This is a genomic window from Micromonospora sp. NPDC023888, assembly GCF_040639415.1.
Classification (GTDB): domain Bacteria; phylum Actinomycetota; class Actinomycetes; order Mycobacteriales; family Micromonosporaceae; genus Micromonospora.
Genome location: NZ_JBEZZW010000033.1, coordinates 14313 through 30796, shown reverse-complemented (window position 1 = coordinate 30796; position 16484 = coordinate 14313). Strand labels below are relative to the sequence as shown.

Genomic DNA, 16484 nt, shown 5'->3' with positions numbered 1-16484 from the left:
CGTCAGGCGATGGTGCAGATGGGAGCGCCGGCGGTGATCACGGCGCCGACCTCGGCGGTGAGCCCGCTGACCGTGCCCGCCTTGTGGGCGTGCAACGGCTGCTCCATCTTCATCGCCTCCAGCACCACCACCAGGTCGCCCTCGGCCACCGTGTCGCCGTCCGCCACCGCGATCTTGACGATGGTGCCCTGCATGGGAGAGGTGAGCGCGTCGCCACCGACCGGGGCGCCCGCCTTGGCCCCGCCCCCGCGTCGTCCCGGCTTACGGGTGGCGGGTGCCGCGGTGGTCGTACTCCCGCCGAAGCCGGCGGGGAGGCTGACCTCCAGGCGCTTGCCGCCCACCTCGACCACGACGGTGTCGCGCTCGGCCGGCGCCTCGGCGGCGCCGGCGGCGGCGAACGGCGGCACGGTGTTGTGGAACTCCGTCTCGATCCACCTGGTGTGCACGGTGAACGGCTCGGCGGTGAACGCCTCGTCCCGCACCACCAGCCGGTGGAACGGCAGCGCGGTGGCCATGCCGTCGACCACCATCTCGTCAAGTGCGCGGCGGGCGCGCTCCAGCGCCTCGGTCCGCGTCTCACCTGTGATGATCACCTTGGCGAGCAGCGAGTCGAAGTTGCCGCCGATCACGTCGCCGGCCGAGATGCCGGTGTCCACCCGGACGCCGGGGCCGGTGGGCAGCCGCAGCGCGGTGACCGTGCCCGGGGCGGGCAGGAAGTTGCGGCCCGGGTCCTCGCCGTTGATCCGGAACTCGATCGAGTGCCCGCGCGGTGTCGGGTCCTCGGTGTTGCGCAGCTTCTCGCCGTCGGCGATCCGGAACTGCTCGCGGACCAGGTCGATGCCGGCGGTCTCCTCGGTGACCGGGTGCTCGACCTGGAGCCGGGTGTTGACCTCCAGGAAGGAGATGGTGCCGTCCCTGCCGACCAGGTATTCGACGGTGCCGGCGCCGTGGTAGCCGGCCTCCCGGCAGATCGCCTTGGCGCTGTCGTGGATCTGGGCACGCTGGGCGTCGGTGAGGAACGGCGCGGGGGCCTCCTCCACGAGCTTCTGGTGCCGGCGTTGCAGCGAGCAGTCCCGGGTGCCCACCACGATCACGTTGCCGTGCTGGTCGGCGAGGACCTGCGCCTCGACGTGGCGGGGCTGGTCCAGGTAGCGCTCGACGAAGCACTCGCCCCGGCCGAACGCCGCGACCGCCTCCCGGGTGGCCGACTCGAAGAGCTGCGGAATCTCCTCCATGGTCCGGGCGACCTTGAGACCGCGCCCGCCACCGCCGAAGGCGGCCTTGATGGCGACCGGCAGGCCGTGGTCGGCGGCGAACGCCACCACCTCGTCCGGGCTGGCCACCGGGTCGGGGGTGCCGGGGACCAGCGGAGCGCCGGCGCGCTGCGCGATGTGCCGGGCGGTCACCTTATCGCCCAGGTCGCGGATCGCCTGCGGGGTGGGGCCGATCCAGGTCAGCCCGGCGTCGATGACGGCCTGGGCGAAGTCGGCGTTCTCGGAGAGGAAGCCGTAGCCGGGGTGTACGGCGTCGGCACCGGCCCGTGCGGCGACGTCGAGCAGCTTGTCGATGCGCAGGTACGTCTCGGTCGCGCTGTCCCCGCCGAGCGCGTACGCCTCGTCCGCGAGGGTGGCGTGCAGGGCGTCGCGGTCGGAGTCCGCGTACACGGCGACGCTGCCCAGGCCGGCGTCGCGGCACGCACGGATCACCCGGACGGCGATCTCGCCCCGGTTGGCGATGAGTACCTTGCGCACCTTCGTGGCTCCTCCCCGGCAGGTTACTGACGGGGAGTGTATCGGCCGCCTCGGTCGCCCTAACGATCGCTCAGTGTGGAATGCGGCACTCACTATAGTCAAACTTGGCTATTACGCTTGCTGGGTGTCTGCGACTCGAATGATGATCCTCGGTCTGGTGCGGTGGATGCAGCCCGTGCACGGCTACGACGTGCGCCGCGAGCTGCTGAGCTGGGGCGCCGACAAGTGGGCGAACGTGCAGCCCGGCTCGATCTACCACGCCCTGCGCAAGCTCAGCGAGGAAGGGCTGCTCAGGGCCGTCGCCACCGAGCAGGTCGGTGCCCGTCCGGCGCGGACCACGTACGAGGTGACGCCGGTGGGGGAGGACGAGTTCCAGACGCTGCTGCGCGGCTTCTGGTGGGGGCTGTCCGAGCCGCTGGACCCGTTCTCCGCAGCGTTCGGTTTCCTGCCGGCGCTGCCCCGCTCCGAGGCGGCAGCGGCCCTACGGAGCCGGGCCAACCTGCTGCGCGCCAGCGTCGCCTCGATGCGCGCCTCCTTGGAGTCCGACTGGATGCGCAAGAGCAAGCCGGTGCACGTCGGTTGGTTGTTCGAACTCTGGTCCGAGCGGGCGGAGGCTGAGCTGGGCTGGTGCGAGCGGATCGCGGAACGGATCGAATCCGGTGTGTCGTACCTGCCTGCTGAACTGGAGAACGCCGAAGGTTGGTCGGGTTGGGGGAACGACGGGGACCCGCCGGGCTCCAACGCGAAATAATCAACGTTGACCATAGAAGCTATATCGCGTTAGCCTGCTGACGGCACAGCGGGGGAGTGCGCCGTCCGGCGTCGTCCCACTCGACGGCCGGCGCGTCCGGCCCGAACGACCAGGAGCAAAGATGATCGAGACCAGGGGGTTGCGGAAGTCGTTCCGCTCCCGCGCGGGTCGAGAGACAAAGACGGTGGATGCCGTGCGGGGCGTCGACCTCAAGGTCGCCGAGGGCGAGATCTTCGGCTTCCTCGGCCCGAACGGCGCCGGCAAGACGACGACCCTCCGGATGCTCGCCACGTTGATCGAGCCGGACGGCGGCGACGCCACAGTCGCGGGCGCCGACCTGCGCAAGGACCCGGCCGAGGTGCGTCGGCGGATCGGCTATGTCCCGCAGGGCGGCAGCACCTGGGACGAGTCCACCGCCCGCGAGGAGCTGGTGCTGCACGCCCGCATGTACGGCATCGGCAAGGCCGACGCGCAGCAGCGCGCCGTCCGCGCGCTGGACGCCTTCCAGCTCACCGAGTACGCGGACCGCAAATGCAAGACCTACTCCGGCGGTCAACGTCGGCGGGTCGAGATCGCGCTCGGCATCATCCACGAGCCGAAGATCGTCTTCCTGGACGAACCGACCACCGGCCTCGACCCGCAGAGCCGCGCGCACATGTGGGACGAGATCCGGCGGCTACGCGGCGACGGGATGACCGTCTTCATCACCACGCACTACCTCGACGAGGCCGACGCGCTCTGCGACCGGATCGCGATCATGGACCACGGCGAGGTCGTGGCCGAAGGCACGCCGGCCGAGCTCAAGCGCGAGATCTCCGGCGACGTGGTGCTTGTCGGCCTCGACCTGGCCGCCACCCCGCAGGCCGCCCAGGTGCTCGACGCCGAGCCGTACGTCAACAAGCTGGAAACCATCGACGAGGGCGGCCTGCGCCTCTACGTCGACGAGGGCGCCACCGCCATTCCCCAGGTGCTGCGCCGACTCGACCACGCCGGGCTGGAGCTGCGCTCGATCGAGCTGCACCGACCCAGCCTGGACGACGTCTTCCTGACCAAGACCGGCCGCTCGCTGCGCGAGTCCTGACCACCGGAGAGACGACTCATGAAATTCGCCCGCGACACGTGGCTCATCTTCCAGCGGCAGATCCAGCTCCTGCTGCGCAACCCGGTCTGGGTCTTCGTCGGCGTGTTCCAGCCGGTGATGTACCTGCTGCTCTTCGCCCCGCTGCTCAAGCCGGCCCTGAACGCGCCCACCCAGGCCGCCGCCTACAAGATCTTCGTACCCGGCCTGTTGGTGCTGCTGGCGATCTTCGGCGGGCTGTTCCAGGGCTTCGGCCTGATCGCCGAGCTGCGCGCCGGCGTCATCGAGCGCTCCCGGGTCACCCCGATCAGCCGACTCGCCCTGCTGCTCGGTCGCTCGCTGCGTGACGTCGTGTCGCTCGTCGTGCAGGCGGTCATCATCACCCTGCTGGCGCTCCTGTTCGACCTGCGGGTGTTCATCGGGGACCTGCTGTTGGCGTACCTCATGCTCGCCCTGATCGCCCTCATGACCTCGGCCGTCTCCTACGGCGTCGCTCTCAAGGTCAAGAGCGAGGACGCGCTGGCCCCCCTGATGAACACGGTCGCGCAGCCGGTGCTGTTGCTGTCCGGCATCCTGCTCCCGCTCACCTTCGCCCCCGGCTGGTTGCAGGGCATCGCCGACTGGAACCCGTTCTCCTGGGCGGTCGACGGCACCCGGGCGCTCTTCGCCGGTGACCTGGGCAGCGACAAGGTGTGGCAGGGCCTCAGCATCACCGCGGTGCTCGCCGCGCTGGGCGTCTACTGGGCCGCCCGCCAGTTCGCCCGCAGCGTCCGCTGACGCAACCTGGCCTTGATCGACCGGCGGCCCTGGCCTTGATCGACTCGGTTTCCTGGAAGTCGGGGTGTCCTACCGCGTGGGATGCCGCGACTTCCAGGAACTCGAGAGGATCAAAGCGGTCGGGCGTCGCCGCTCAGCGCACCCGGGCGAGGGTGAGGCCGTCCGCGATCGGCAGCATCACCGGGTCCACCCGTACGTCGGCCAGCACCTCATCGTTGAAGGCGGCGATCGCCCGATCGCCCTCGTTCTGCGGTGCGACGATCCGTCCGCCGCGCAGGACGTTGTCAACAGCGATCACTCCACCGGGCCGCATCCGGGGCACCAACTCGGCCCAGTAGACCGGGTAGCCCGTCTTGTCGGCGTCGATGAACGCAAAGTCCAGGTGGCGCTCGTGCGGCAACTCCCGCAACGTCTCCCCGGCCGGGCCGATACGCAGCTCGATCCGGTCCTGCACGCCGGCCCGAGCCCAGTAGCGCCGGGCGATCCCGGTGAACTCCTCCGAGATGTCGAAGCAGGTCAGCCGCCCGCCCTCGGGCAGCCCGCGGGCGATCGCCAGCGACGAGAGCCCGGTGAACGTGCCGACCTCGACAGCCTGCCGTACGTCGAGCAGCCGGGTGAGGAACGTCAGGAAGGCGGCCTGCTCCGGTGCCACCTGCATGGTGGCGTGTTCGGGCAGCACCGACCGGGTCTCCTCGGCCAGGTCCCGAATGATCTCGTCCGGCGGGGAGCCGTGGGCGACCAGGTAGGAGTGCAGTTCGTCAGTCAGCGGTATCGACTTGGTGGTCATGACCGGACGTTACCGACCGGCTCGACCGACTGGCCGCCGGGCGCGACCTTCGTCCACAGGTCGGTGATCTGAAGGTCGAGTTCCGCGAGGAGTCGACGCAGCAGCGGCATCGACAGCCCGACCACGGTCCCCGGGTCACCCTCGATCCGCTCCACGAACGGCCCGCCCAACCCGTCGATGGTGAACGCGCCGGCCACCGCCAGCGGCTCACCACTGGCCACGTACGCCGCGATCTCGTCGTCGCTGATGTCCGCGAAGTGGACAGTGGTCGAGGCGACCGCCTCCGCGCGCCGCCCGGCGGAAACGTCGATGAGGCAGTGCCCGCTGTGCAGAACGCCGCTGCGCCCCCGCATCCGCAGCCACCGCCGGGTGGCGTCGGCCGGGTCCGTCGGCTTACCGAGGATCTCCCCGTCGAACGCGAGCACGGAGTCGCAGCCGATCACCAGCGTCCGCTGGCCGGCGCCGGGGCTCAGCCGGGTCAACACCGCCTGCGCCTTGAGCCGCGCCAACTCCAGGCACAACTCCTCAGCCCGATCGGTCACCACAAGCGACTCGTCCACCCCGCTGACCAGCACGTCTGGCTCAATTCCGGCAGCGTGGAGGATCTTGCGACGAGCAGGGCTCGCCGAGGCGAGCACGAGGCGGAGCGGCAGAGTTTCAGACACCCATCCGACGTTACCGGCTAACCACCCCCCGGGCTGATCGACGCGCCCCCGACCGGACGCCAGCCGTGATCAACTCGCCCTTGCTGAAATCGCGGTATCCCACCGTCGCGGACACCGCAACATCAAGGAACCCGAGTCGATCGCCCCATCGCCGACCAATCAGCGACTAATCCTGGGCGGCGGATCATCACCGCGCCGACGCCGCCGCGCCACCACTGCCCATCCGACCCCAGCAGCCAAGATCACCCCGAGGGTGGCCAGGCCACGCGCCGTCGCACCATCCTCGTCGTCACCCGGCTGAGCACCAGCCGTCGTCGGGCCAGCACCAGCCGACGCGCCCACAGATTCAAACCCCAGCGGCGGTACGTCCGCCGTCAGCGCCGCCACCAGATCGATCACGCCATAGCCGTACTCGTCGTCACGCCCAGGCGCACCCTTGTCGATCGCCGTCGCCGTGAGCCGGTGCGCCACCTCCCGCGCCGGCAGGTACGGATACTTGGACCGAATCAACGCGGCCGCCCCCGCCACAATCGCTGTCGCGTCCGACGTTCCAGTGCCTTTGCGGTACTTGCCGTCGATACTCGTGCTGTAGATGTCGACCGCAGGCGCAACCACGTCAATCTCCGGGCCGGTCACCGAAACGGCCGCGCGGTTCCCGTCTCGGTCGATTCCGCCGACAGCGATCACTCCATCCTCGGATGCGGGATAACCAACTGCGGCATCCTGTGGATGATTGCCAGCCGAGGCCACCACTACTACGTCCGCCGCGAGTGCTGTCTTGATTGATTGTTGTAATGGAATTCCGGCGCCACCTACTGAGGATATGCTGATTATGTCCGCTCCGTTGCGGATGGCGAAGCTAATGCCAGCAGCGAGTTTGTCGGGTTCCCCTTGACCATCGACGGGTGTATCTCGAATGGGCAGGATGTGCGCTTCTGGGGCTATTCCTAGAGCGCCCAACGTGCCCCCTTGTCCATGTGCGGCAATTAAACCGGCCATGCCAGTGCCGTGGCTGTTCTGGTCGTTCTGGCCGTTGCCATTGCCGTCATCGATGATGTCAGCTCCTGAAAGGAGGTTCCTATGAAGGTCGGGGTGTGGTTGAACGCCGGTATCTGGGACTGCAACGGTTACTCCCGCCCCCCGGGAGATGCGTTGGGCATCGAAGGCTTTGAGATATTCGAGATGCCATTGATCGGATCTGATACGTTCAATCTCGCCGGGTGGCTGGCGCGGGGCTTGAGCGCTTCCTTCGACGGGAAATATTGTGGACAGCGTTATCGATAGGCTGACCGCCAATAATCTGGAAGCCTGTCTGGTTGATCCCATTACCTATTAAAGCCGATAGCTGGACCAGGGTCATGCGGGCCTTGTTCCTCAGGGGGGCGGACGACAGGCTCTACCCCCTGGTCAGTCTCCCAAGGATGGTCAGGGTCCCAGCTGCGCCGTTCTTCGTCTTGTCCGTTTCTATTGGGGCGACCAGGCAGGTAGCTGGCGCCTGGGCCGGAGGTGGCAGTGCCACCAAAGCCGGGAGCGCCACCCAGCGGCGGAAGCGGCTGTCCTCCGGCTAGGCTCCGACCTCCGCCCGGGCGGGAGCCTGCACCGCCGGTCGGCGTGGTCCCGGCGCCACCGCCGCCGATTACACCGCCGATCGGATTCACTTTTCGCGTCGAGCCGGATCCGGCTACAGGCTGACCGATCCCGAGGCCAGGAGTGCCACCAATAAGGCCACTTGACGGCGTTGATCGTGTCGTTGGCGGCGGTATGTGCGAGACAACGTTGTTGTTCCCGTTAAGCGGCCGACTGGTGATTGTAGGTGGCTTGCGCGAGGGTGCAGTTGGGGAATGAGCTATCGGCCCCGGTGGCAGCGGTGCTGTGGACCCGATGCCGGACGCTGGGGTTGACGCTCCAGCCGGGGGTGCTCCCGCGCTCGCCGGAGTCGGCGCGACTCCGGTGCTGGCGCCGCCAAGTACCGGTCCTATCGCTGGGGCTGTCTGGGCCGGTTGCTGGACATTTGGTGAACTAGGCCGGAGCGAATGAGGGGCCGCGTCAACGACCATGGGCATCGGCAGAATTGGGGGGATTACAGGAGCGGTGGAGCCGTAAGCATCGGGGCTTGACGGGTCCCGCCTCGGGCGTGGTGGCGCGGCTGGTGGTTTTTGGAGGGTTGCTTGGGCTTGTTGGAGTTCGCCGCTGAGGCTGAACATCGCGGCCCGTGCCTGAACATTGAGCCGCTCCAGGTCAACATCGGTGACCGGCGCTTCGGTGACCCGGTTGCCCATCACCGCCTTCGGGTCGGCGGCCATCGACTCGTACGCCTGCTTTTGTTGGGACTTGGTCGCGTACTCCTCGTGGATCTTGCGGAGTGCGGCGCGGGTGGTGCCGATGGCCTGGGTGGCGGCGGAGAGCGCGGTGTAGTTCGCGGCGGCGGCGTTGTGGGTGCGCTGCACCTTGTCGATCAGCTCGTCGAGTTCGGCCAGGTAGGTGCTGGAGGCGGCGCTGGTTTCGGGTGGCCAGGCCGCGGCGAGGCCGCGTCGGTATTCCTGGAGGCGGCTGAGGTGGGTTTGCGCCAGGTCGCAGACCTTGCGCCAGCCGGCGACCTGTTTCCAGTGGTTGTCGGTGTCGTGGTCCTGTAGGCAGGCCCACATGCTGTTGACGTCCATCAGGTGCCAGTCGGTGAGGCCGGAGGTGCGGCCGCTGCCCCGTTCGATCATGGCAGCACCACCGGGCCTTCGGTGTCGGCGCCGGTCGGGTCGGTCAGCATCGGTGTGGGGCCGCCGGGCAGCATGCTGGTTGGGTCGGCGAGGGCCTGTCGCACGTCCACCACTCGGGCGGCGGTGAAGGCGTCGCTGTCGGCGTACCGGGTGGCGACCTGGTCGGCGGCGGCGGCGAGGTGACCGGTGGCGCCGCGGACGGCGTAGACCATGTCGGCGGTGGCCTGTTGCGTCTCGTGGTGCGCGTGCAGGAACGTGACCAGCTCGACGAAGGCGTCGCACGGGTTGGGTAGCCGCGCGGACATGTCTTCGGCGATGTACGGAAGGTGCGGCGCGTAGTTGCTCTCGACTTCGGCGGCGAGCCGGTCGGCGAACTCTCTGAGCTGGCTGATGTCGGCTTCGATGCCGCCGTAACCGCGTAGCCAGGGCGCTGGCCGGTCCTCTTCGGGGATCACGGGTCCTCCCTAGCTGTCACGACTCCGTCTCCCTGAGTGAGGGTAACGGCTGCACGCACCCCTGGCAGCCCCCGCCCGCGGGTCGGGTCAGCGAGGCAGGCCGGCGCTGCGCCACCCGCCGGAGCTGGCCGGCCGGCCGCTGCGTGCCCAGGCGGACGTGGTGGTCGGCGTGGGCGCGGCGGCGGGGCGGGATCGCACGATGATCGCCCCCACCAGGGCGGCCAGTTCCTCCGCGGTGGGCACGCCCCGGACGACCCGGAACAGCGGCTCTTCGGCAGACATGAAGCCAGGGTACGCGGCGCGAAGTTACGGGAAGCGCACAGTGGCGTGCCGGCGGTGTGAGCGTCGGCGGGTCCGGGTACCGTCTCAGCGATGTCGAACGCGCTTCCCCAACTTGTCGCTGACCGATACCGGCTTCTGTCGCCGCTCGGCCAGGGCGGCATGGGCCGGGTGTGGAAGGCGCGCGACGAGGTGCTGCACCGCGACGTCGCCATCAAGGAGTTGGTGCCGCCGCCGGGTCTCACCGACGAGGAGCGCCGTGAGATGCGCGAACGCTCGTTGCGGGAGGCGCGGGCCATCGCCCGGCTCAACCACGCGAACGTCGTGCGCATCTTCGACGTGCTGCGCACCGATGGTGACCCGTGGATCGTCATGGAGTACGTGGCGTCGAAGTCGTTGCAGGACACTCTCGCCGAAGATGGGCCCGTGTCGGTGGCCCGCACGGTGGAGATCGGCCTCGGCGTGCTGGGTGCGCTGAGTGCCGCGCACAAGGCGGGCGTCATGCACCGTGACGTCAAGCCCGGCAACGTGCTGCTGGGCGAGGACGGCCGGGTGGTGCTCACCGATTTCGGTCTCGCCACGATCCCGGGCGACCCCAATGTGACCCGCACCGGCATGGTTCTCGGCTCACCGGCGTACATCTCGCCGGAGCGGGCCCGGGACGGCACCGCCGGCCCGGAGGCGGACCTCTGGTCGTTGGGCGCGACGCTCTACGCGGCGGTCGAGGGCAAGTCGCCCTACGCCCGGCCGTCGGCGATCGGCACCCTCGCGGCGCTGGCCACCGAGCCGATTCCGCCGCCGAAGAACGCCGGTCCGCTCAAGGCCGTGCTCAACGGGCTGCTCCGCAAGGACCCGAACGAGCGGATCACCGCCGAGGTGGCGGAACGCCTGCTGCGCCGCGCCGGTGGCAAGCGTGCGCGCGGGATCTCGCTGCTGGATGGCGTACGCCGGCCGGGGCCGAATGGTCCGCGCGAGCCGCGCCCGCCGGTGGTGCCGGCACCGCGACCTGCCGAGGAGAGCGCCGCCCGTCCGGTGTCGCCGCCTGCGCCGCGTACCCCGCCTCCGGTCGCCGCCGCTGCGGCCGGGACGGCAGCTGTCGACGCGACGCCGACGGAGGTTGTGCCCGCCGGCGCGGACGCCGAGCCCACGGCGACGGTGCCGGCCGAGCCGACCGCGACCATCGACCGTCCGGCCACGCCGGAGGCCGACCCGACCGCGACGGTGGCCGCCGCCAACGACAACCCCGACGACGGTACGACGAACGACGACGACGAGCCGACGGCCGTCGACGGGCCGCCGGTGGCGCCGGAGCAGCGCAAACCCTCGACTCCCACGTCGGTGATGCCCCCGGTGAGTCCGGCCGGGCGCGCGGCGGTGCCGGTGTTCGACGGTGCGAAGCCGAACAACACCCGGCGCAATGTGCTGATCGGGGCGCTGGTGGCCCTGCTGTTGGTCGGCCTCGTGGTGATCGTGCCGATGCTGACCAAGGGCGACGACAACGAGAGCCCGCAGGCCGACCCGACGACCGGGGCGGCCGCGACGTCGGCGCCGGCGCAGTCCTCGGCTCCGGCGGCGCCTCCGCCCACCACGGGCGTACCGAGTGCGTCGCCCTCGGCCACGCCGTCGACCGACCCGAACGCGCTGCCGGCGGGTTGGAAGCTGTACGAGGGGCCGACCCTCTCCATTCCGCTCCCACCCGGCTGGAGCGGCCGTCAGACCAGCTCGGACACGGCCATCTTCAACCAGTCCGGCGGGCCTGGCAAGTTGCTGGTCCAGTGGACCTCCAGCCCGGAGAAGGACGCGGTCGCCGACTGGAAGGAGAAGGAACCGTACCGCAAGAGCCTGGTCAAGAACTATCAGTTGGTGGGCAGCATCAAGGCCTGCGACTGGTACCGGACCTGCGCCGACTGGGAGTGGCTGGAGACCCGGGACGGCACCCGCATCCACGTGCGCAACCGGGGCTTCGTGACCGCCACCAACCGGGGTTACGCCATCCGGTGGGAGATCGCGGAGAAGGACTGGCAGGCCAACCTCGCCAACTTCGACCAGATCGTCAAGGGCTTCAAGCCCGACCGGGTCAACTGACCCGCGTTCCGCACCTGCGCGAACCTCTCTCGCATGTTCTTGCGTCGTTCGGGGTATCTGATCTCCAACGACGGAGGGAGGTGCGACATGGGTTACCGATACAGGAACGCCCGGCCCCGGCTGGCACTGTGGATGCTCGTCGCACTCGGCGATGTGGCACTGCTGCTGATCAGCGTTGGGCTTCCGGTACTCGTCGCGCTGTTGGGCGTCGTTGCCATCACGGTTGGTGCGGTGGGCGTCCGGCGGCTCAGCCGGCGGGGCGCGCTGGTCCGCGAGGATGCTCCGGTGATGGTGCCGGCGATGAGCCGACGGCGGGCCTGACCCGCACCCGGTGTGTGGCGGCAGCCGGACCGACTGTCGACCGTGAGGTGACAGTCGATCCCGCTGCCGCCAACGGCCCGATCAGGTGTTGTTGGCAAGCGCGATCAGTCGACTGCGGTCACCGTTCCAGTAGTTGCGGTCCACGTTGCCGCTGATTCCGGAGACGACGCCGGTGCTTGTGTACTGCCAGAAGCTCCACACCGACGCGCCGGCCGGCAGGGCTCCCGGGGTGCTCGACCAGCGGGCCAGCCAGAGCGGGTGGTTCGCCCACGGGCCGGTCCAGCTGCCGGTGCACTGGTTCCACCAGCTCGTGGTGGTGTAGATGACGGCGTACCGGCCGGTGCGGGAGCGGTAGGTGTTCAGGAAGTCCTGCACCCAATTGCGCATCCCGGTGGTGCTGAGCCCGTAGCAGTAGCCGCCGGCGTACGGGTTGCCCTCGATGTCCAGGGCCGCCGGGAGGGTGCGGCTGTCCGCCGACCAGGCGCCGCCGTTGGAGGCCAGGTAGTTGGCCTGGGTGGAGCCGGCGGAGATGTTGGGCCGGGCGAAGTGGTACGCCCCGCGGATCACCCCGGCGTTGTACGCGTTGACGTAGTTGGCGTTGAAGTTGGGGTCCTTGTAGGTGGTGCCCTCGGTTGCCTTGATGAAGGCGAACTCGATGCCCGCGTTGCGGACGCTTGTCCAGTTGATGCTGCCCTGGTAGCGGGACACGTCGATGCCGGCTGTGGTGGCGGCGGCCGCCGGTCCGGCGGTCGCGACCAGGGCCGCCGCCGCGGTGGCGAGGACGGTGAGGCCGGCCGCGAGTGCGCGGCGCAGCGATGACGAGGTACGGGCCATGAATGCCTCCAAGGACGACGCTCTATCGACAACCATCTTTGGAGGTAACTGCCCTAGATCACAAGAGTTGTTGAAGAAAGTTTCATCGACGGGCGTCAGTCCTCCAGTTGGCCGGAGTCCGACCGGTCAGCGCAGGGTGGCCGGGTCGAGCTGCCAGCGGAACGGCTCGACGACGCTCAGCATCTCGCCGGCCTTGGCCACCTGGTCCTCGACGTAGTGCTCACCGTCCAGCCGGTACAGCCGCAGCGAGTGACCCTCGCCGTCCTGCTCGACCAGCAGATACCAGGGAATTCGCGCGATGGCGTAGAGCTGCATCTTGACCAGCCGGTCGGCGGCGGCGTTGCCGGGCGAGACGATCTCGCAGACGAGCACCACCTCGGCGGCCTCCACCGCCGTGCCCTCGTCGTCGGTGTCCGCGACAACAACATCGGGGATGACGATCCGATCCACCCCGAGCCGTACGTTGACGGCCTCGAAGACGAGGAGGGGGTGTGGTCGCATCGCTCGACGCAGGCTGTAGACGAGTTCCCAGGACACCAACTGGTGCCGCTTGCTCGGGGCAGGGCTCACGATCAGGCTCCCGTCGAGCAGCTCGATCCGGTCCGGGGTCTCACCCAGGGCGAGGTAGTCGGCCTCGGTCCAGAGCCCGACATGGTGTCCCAGGGGTTCCGCGCTCATCGGCGTTCACCTCCCGCTTCACTCGCCACCCGATCAGTCTCCCAGGATACGAGCCGGTGCTCCGGGAGCGACACCAAACGCCGCCGGTAGGCTCGCGCCCCATGATGTCGATCGACGGGCTGGGCGAAACGTGGGACACGCTGTTCGGCGCTCAGCCGGACCCGCCCGCGCTGCTGGTGCTGATCACGGCGGCCATCGCGCTGGTGGTGGTGTCCACCCGGCTGCCGTGGCGGATCGCCCGCAATGCCATCACCATCGCCCACGAGGGCGGGCACGCGCTCGTCGCCCTGCTCACCGGGCGCAAGCTGCGCGGCATCCGGCTGCACTCGGACACGTCGGGGCTGACGCTCTCCGCCGGCCGTCCCACCGGGCCGGGCATGATCCTCACCCTGCTCGCCGGATACGTCGCCCCGCCGCTTGTCGGGCTGGCCGGTGCCTGGCTGCTCGGCGGCAACCGGATAACCCTGCTGCTCTGGGTGGCGGTGGCGCTGCTGCTGGCCATGCTCGTCATGATCCGCAACGTCTTCGGGGTGGTGTCGCTGCTGGTCACCGGTGCACTGGTGTTCGCCGTCTCGTGGTACGCCACGCCGCAGGTCCAGGCCGCGTTCGCGTACACCGGGGTGTGGTTCCTGCTGCTCGGCGGGGTGCGACCGGTGGTGGAGCTGCAACGGCTACGGTCGCGCGGCCGGATGCCCGCCTCCGACGCCGACCAGCTCGCCGGGCTCACCCCGTTCCCGCCGCTCTTCTGGGTGACCGTCTTCGCCCTGGTCAACCTGGCCGCCCTGGTCGCCGGCGCACTCCTGCTGGCCGGCCCCATCCTCACGAGCGCCGGCCTGACGGTCTGACGCAGCGGGCAGAATGAGGCCATGCGATACGTGATCATCGGGGCGGGTGCGGTCGGCGGGACCATCGGCGTACGGCTGGCCCAGGCCGACCGGGACGTGACAGTGGTGGCCCGTGGTGCCCACCTGGAGGCGATCCGGGCGCGCGGGTTGACCCTGCGGCAGCCCGACGGCGAGGTCACCGCCCGCCTCCCCGCCGTGGACGGCCCCGACGACCAGCCGCTGCCGGCGGACACGGTGCTGGTCCTCACCGTCAAGTCGCAGGACACCGCCGGCGCGCTGGCCGCCTGGGTGGACGCCCCGGTGGCCGGCGGTGGCACGGCGGGTGAGCGGCTGCCCCTGGTGACCGCCCAGAACGGGGTGGCGAACGAGCGGGCCGCGCTGCGGCTCTTCGCCGATGTGCACCCGGTCTGCGTCTGGCTTCCGGCCACCCACCTGGACCCGGGCGTGGTGGTGTCCAACGGCTACCCGCACCCGGGGATGCTCCACATCGGGCGGTACCCCGAAGGCGCCGACGACACCGACCGGGCGATCGCCGCCGATCTGAGCGCCGCCGGGTTCGTCGCGCCGGTCCGCGAGGACGTGCTGCGCTGGAAGTACGGCAAGCTGCTCAGCAACCTCGGCAACGGCCTGCAGGCGCTGCTTGGTCGGGACATCCCGGACGCCTTGGCCGAGCGGGTACGCGCCGAAGGCGTCGCGGCGCTCGCCGCGGCCGGGATCGCGCACACCTCGCCGGCAGAGGAAAAGGCCGAACGCGGTGATCTGGTGCAGCAGCGCCCGGTCGACGGTGAGGCCCGCTCCGGTGGCTCCACCTGGCAGAGTCTGGCCCGGGGCACCGGTTCGACAGAGGTCGACCACCTCAACGGTGAGATCGCGCTGCTCGGCCGCCTGCACGGCGTACCGACGCCGGCGAACGTCGCCGTCCAGCGGGCCGTACGCCGGGCGGTCCGGGAGCGGGTGGCGGCCGGCGCGTTCCCGCTCGCCGAACTGGAGAAGATGATCTCCTGATCGGGGCAACCGACGACCCGGCCCGGCGCGTGTTCCCTGCGACCGACACGGGGAGGCAGCGGGTGCCAGACGTCGACGAGTTCGACGAGTTCTACCGGGGGAGCCGGCAACGGCTGCTCGGCTTCGTCTACGCCCTGACCGGTGACCGGGTCGAGGCTCAGGACGCCGTGCAGGAGGCGTACATCCGGGCGTGGCAGCGCTGGTCGACGGTCCGTGGGTACGACGACCCGGAGGCGTGGGTGCGGGTGGTGGCCAGCCGGGTCGCGGTCAGCCGGTGGCGCAGCCTGCGCAGCCGTGCCCGCGCGTACCTGCGGCACGGGGCCACCGAGACCGTTCCCGGCCCGGGCACCGACACCGTCGAGGTGGTCGCCGCCCTGCGCCGGCTGCCCGAGGAGCAACGCGTCGCCATCGCCCTCTACTACCTGGTCGGCATGCCGGTCGCCGACGTGGCGCGGGAGACCGCCGCCCCGGTGGGCACCGTCAAGGCCCGCCTCTCCCGGGGGCGCGCCGCGCTCGCCGGCCTGCTCGCCGTCTCTGATCTGGAGGAGGCCACCGATGCGTGACGACCCGACGTTCGTCGAACGGGTCCAGTGGGACCTACAGGACGTGCGCTGGCTCAACCCGGAGGACATCCGTTCCCGGGCCCGCCGTCGCAGCCAGCGCAGGATCGTCGTGACCACAGTCGTGCTGGCCCTCGCCGGGGTTTCCGCCATGGCCGTCGCCGAGCCGGGGAAGTCTCCGTCGCCTGCGCAGCCGGTGGCCCTCGCCCCGCCGGCCCGGCATGAGATCACCACCGACGCCCTGCTGCAGCCGGCCGACCTGCCACAGCAGGTCGACGTGCAGCTCAGCCAGTCGGGGCTGGGCGAGCCGGTCCTGCTGGACCACCTGCTCGGCGTCTGCCGGACGAGCCAGGGGCGCTCGGATGGCTGGCAGATGTCCATCCTGTCCCGTTCACAGACCCTGGTGCCGAAGCGAGCGCCGGCGATCCTCACCGAGTCGGATGGTCTGGTCACGCAGGATCTCTTCCGGCTGACTCCCGACGCGGCCGTCCAGCTTCTCGCCACACTCGACGACCTGGTCGCCCCGTGCGCCGAGTGGACAAGCGTCGCGGGTTACAAGGTGGGGAGCGTGGCGGGCACCGGAGCGGCGACGCACCGCTGGACGGTGGTCCAGCGGGGTTTCGCCGGCGACGGGGCTGCGCTGCTGCGGCACACCGGTTCGCCGCCCGTCGATCAGAAGACGGGTGAGCCCATCGGTGCGGCCCCCCGGCCGACCAGCACGGCTGTGGTCCGGGTGGGAGATCTGATCACCGTGCTCAGTCTGGGGCAGGCCGGAACCGAGCCGGAACTGCGCCGCCTGGCGGAGGTCGCCGCCCGCCGGATGTGCGCCGCCGCCAACCCGTCCTGCTGACCCCAACCTGGGCGACTGCTCCGCAGGCACCATGCGGCGATGATCCGCGCAA

General features: G+C 70.0%; 18 protein-coding genes. 10 read left to right on the top strand and 8 right to left on the bottom strand.

Annotated elements, in window-relative coordinates; all coding sequences use genetic code 11:
- Positions 1–2: 2 nt before the first annotated feature.
- Complete coding sequence (locus AB0F61_RS25555; RefSeq protein ID WP_357814215.1) at positions 3–1751, bottom strand: biotin carboxylase N-terminal domain-containing protein; 1749 nt, start codon at positions 1749–1751, stop codon at positions 3–5.
- 139 nt (positions 1752–1890) lie between these two features.
- Here AB0F61_RS25555 and AB0F61_RS25550 point away from each other — a divergent pair, with 139 nt between their 5' ends.
- The 3 genes from AB0F61_RS25550 (at position 1891) to AB0F61_RS25540 (ending at position 4357) form a co-directional block, all read left to right on the top strand.
- Positions 1891–2502 (top strand): PadR family transcriptional regulator, encoded by a 612-nt coding sequence (locus AB0F61_RS25550; RefSeq protein WP_357814315.1) that lies wholly within the window; start codon positions 1891–1893, stop codon positions 2500–2502.
- Between the two features lie 121 nt (positions 2503–2623).
- Positions 2624–3583, top strand: a complete 960-nt coding sequence (locus tag AB0F61_RS25545) for an ATP-binding cassette domain-containing protein (protein ID WP_357814213.1) — start codon at positions 2624–2626, stop codon at positions 3581–3583.
- A gap of 18 nt (positions 3584–3601) precedes the next feature.
- Positions 3602–4357 carry an ABC transporter permease gene (locus AB0F61_RS25540; RefSeq protein WP_357814211.1) on the top strand — a complete coding sequence of 252 codons (756 nt, stop codon included), beginning with the start codon at positions 3602–3604 and terminating at the stop codon, positions 4355–4357.
- 133 nt (positions 4358–4490) lie between these two features.
- Here AB0F61_RS25540 and AB0F61_RS25535 read toward each other — a convergent pair whose 3' ends face one another.
- The 3 genes from AB0F61_RS25535 to AB0F61_RS25525 form a co-directional block, all read right to left on the bottom strand.
- On the bottom strand, positions 4491–5144 hold the full coding sequence (locus tag AB0F61_RS25535; RefSeq protein WP_357814208.1) for an O-methyltransferase: 654 nt from the start codon (positions 5142–5144) through the stop codon (positions 4491–4493).
- Entirely contained in the window at positions 5141–5809 is a 669-nt protein-coding gene (locus tag AB0F61_RS25530) for a Maf family protein (protein WP_357814205.1), read from the bottom strand. Before AB0F61_RS25530 ends, AB0F61_RS25535 begins: the two co-directional genes overlap by 4 nt.
- A 159-nt stretch (positions 5810–5968) precedes the next feature.
- Positions 5969–7135, bottom strand: coding sequence for a S8 family serine peptidase (locus AB0F61_RS25525; protein ID WP_357814203.1), 1167 nt, complete (start codon positions 7133–7135; stop codon positions 5969–5971).
- An 842-nt stretch (positions 7136–7977) separates the two neighbouring features.
- Between AB0F61_RS25525 and AB0F61_RS25520 the strand changes: the two genes are divergently transcribed.
- A complete protein-coding gene (locus tag AB0F61_RS25520) occupies positions 7978–8442 on the top strand; it encodes a hypothetical protein (RefSeq protein ID WP_357814200.1) in 465 nt (154 codons plus the stop codon).
- Positions 8443–8516: 74 nt separating this feature from the next.
- Here AB0F61_RS25520 and AB0F61_RS25515 read toward each other — a convergent pair whose 3' ends face one another.
- Together AB0F61_RS25515 and AB0F61_RS25510 are read right to left on the bottom strand one after the other, a co-directional pair.
- Positions 8517–8975: a hypothetical protein gene (locus AB0F61_RS25515; RefSeq protein ID WP_357814198.1), complete on the bottom strand. Its 459-nt coding sequence runs from the start codon at positions 8973–8975 to the stop codon at positions 8517–8519.
- Positions 8976–9062: 87 nt separating this feature from the next.
- Positions 9063–9257, bottom strand: coding sequence for an acyl-CoA carboxylase subunit epsilon (locus AB0F61_RS25510; protein WP_357814195.1), 195 nt, complete (start codon positions 9255–9257; stop codon positions 9063–9065).
- A gap of 90 nt (positions 9258–9347) precedes the next feature.
- On the opposite strand from AB0F61_RS25510, the gene AB0F61_RS25505 reads away from it, so the two are divergent.
- On the top strand, positions 9348–11339 hold the full coding sequence (locus tag AB0F61_RS25505; protein ID WP_357814192.1) for a protein kinase: 1992 nt from the start codon (positions 9348–9350) through the stop codon (positions 11337–11339).
- An 87-nt stretch (positions 11340–11426) separates the two neighbouring features.
- Positions 11427–11660, top strand: coding sequence for a hypothetical protein (locus tag AB0F61_RS25500; RefSeq protein WP_357814190.1), 234 nt, complete (start codon positions 11427–11429; stop codon positions 11658–11660).
- A gap of 81 nt (positions 11661–11741) precedes the next feature.
- On the opposite strand, the gene AB0F61_RS25495 is transcribed toward AB0F61_RS25500, so the two are convergent.
- Positions 11742–12494, bottom strand: coding sequence for a GH25 family lysozyme (locus tag AB0F61_RS25495; RefSeq protein ID WP_357814187.1), 753 nt, complete (start codon positions 12492–12494; stop codon positions 11742–11744).
- A 126-nt stretch (positions 12495–12620) separates the two neighbouring features.
- The gene (locus tag AB0F61_RS25490; protein ID WP_357814184.1) at positions 12621–13172 is read right to left on the bottom strand and encodes a Uma2 family endonuclease; all 552 of its coding nucleotides are present in this window, start codon (positions 13170–13172) and stop codon (positions 12621–12623) included.
- A gap of 101 nt (positions 13173–13273) precedes the next feature.
- Here AB0F61_RS25490 and AB0F61_RS25485 point away from each other — a divergent pair, with 101 nt between their 5' ends.
- The 4 genes from AB0F61_RS25485 to AB0F61_RS25470 all read left to right on the top strand — a co-directional run bounded on the left by AB0F61_RS25485 (position 13274) and on the right by AB0F61_RS25470 (position 16432).
- The gene (locus AB0F61_RS25485) at positions 13274–14017 is read left to right on the top strand and encodes a M50 family metallopeptidase (protein ID WP_357814182.1); all 744 of its coding nucleotides are present in this window, start codon (positions 13274–13276) and stop codon (positions 14015–14017) included.
- Between the two features lie 21 nt (positions 14018–14038).
- Entirely contained in the window at positions 14039–15022 is a 984-nt protein-coding gene (locus tag AB0F61_RS25480) for a 2-dehydropantoate 2-reductase N-terminal domain-containing protein (RefSeq protein WP_357814179.1), read from the top strand.
- A 62-nt stretch (positions 15023–15084) separates the two neighbouring features.
- Positions 15085–15585 (top strand): sigma factor-like helix-turn-helix DNA-binding protein, encoded by a 501-nt coding sequence (locus AB0F61_RS25475; RefSeq protein ID WP_355027773.1) that lies wholly within the window; start codon positions 15085–15087, stop codon positions 15583–15585.
- Positions 15578–16432 (top strand): hypothetical protein, encoded by an 855-nt coding sequence (locus AB0F61_RS25470; protein ID WP_357814175.1) that lies wholly within the window; start codon positions 15578–15580, stop codon positions 16430–16432. Before AB0F61_RS25475 ends, AB0F61_RS25470 begins: the two co-directional genes overlap by 8 nt.
- Positions 16433–16484 lie beyond the last annotated feature (52 nt).